Source organism: Lysobacter sp. TAB13, assembly GCF_052113885.1.
In the GTDB taxonomy this organism is placed as follows: Bacteria; Pseudomonadota; Gammaproteobacteria; order Xanthomonadales; family Xanthomonadaceae; genus Lysobacter; species Lysobacter gummosus.
In genome coordinates, this window is the sequence record NZ_JBFRDR010000105.1 from 1 (window position 1) to 565 (window position 565).

Consider the following 565-nt stretch of genomic DNA (forward strand, 5'->3'; position numbering starts at 1 on the left):
GGCCCTCGCCATCGCGGGAGACGAGGGCGGCGAGCATCGCATCATGCTCCTGCATCGCCGCTTTCCAGCGCGTGGGCTGCAGGTTCGGAAGGTATTTCGCGCGCTCGATGCGGGCGGACAATCCTTCCCAGGCTTCGAGCAGGGCTGCGTTGCGGGACGCCTCGACAAGCGCCCGATGTATCTGCTGGTTGAGCGCGAAATACTCCAGCTGCTCGGCGCGCGCCTGATGCCGCATCATCCGGTAATGCAGCATGCCGATCTCGGCGACGGCCTCGTCCGAGATGGTCTTGCAGGCGAGCCGCGCAGCCAGGGCTTCCAGGGTGCTGACGACCTCGTAGAGCCCCAGGATATCGTCCAGGGTCAGCGAGGCGACTTCGGCGCCGCGATTTTGCGTCAACCTCACCAATCCCTGCGCGGCCAGGGTGCGCAGCGCCTCCCGCAACGGCGTACGCGAGACGCCGAGCTGTTCGCAGATCTCCTGCTCCCGCAGCTTCTGCCCGGCCGGCAATTCGCCGGTGATGATCATCCGGCGCAGCGTTGCGACCGTGGCGCCATGCAGTCGCCC

General features: G+C 67.1%; 1 protein-coding gene. It reads right to left on the minus strand.

Annotated features, from left to right (window positions below; genetic code table 11):
- Positions 1 to 526, minus strand: a 526-nt coding sequence (locus tag AB4Y92_RS25335) for a GntR family transcriptional regulator (protein ID WP_441822123.1), incomplete at its 3' end; no start/stop codon positions are given.
- Positions 527 to 565: the final 39 nt, after the last annotated feature.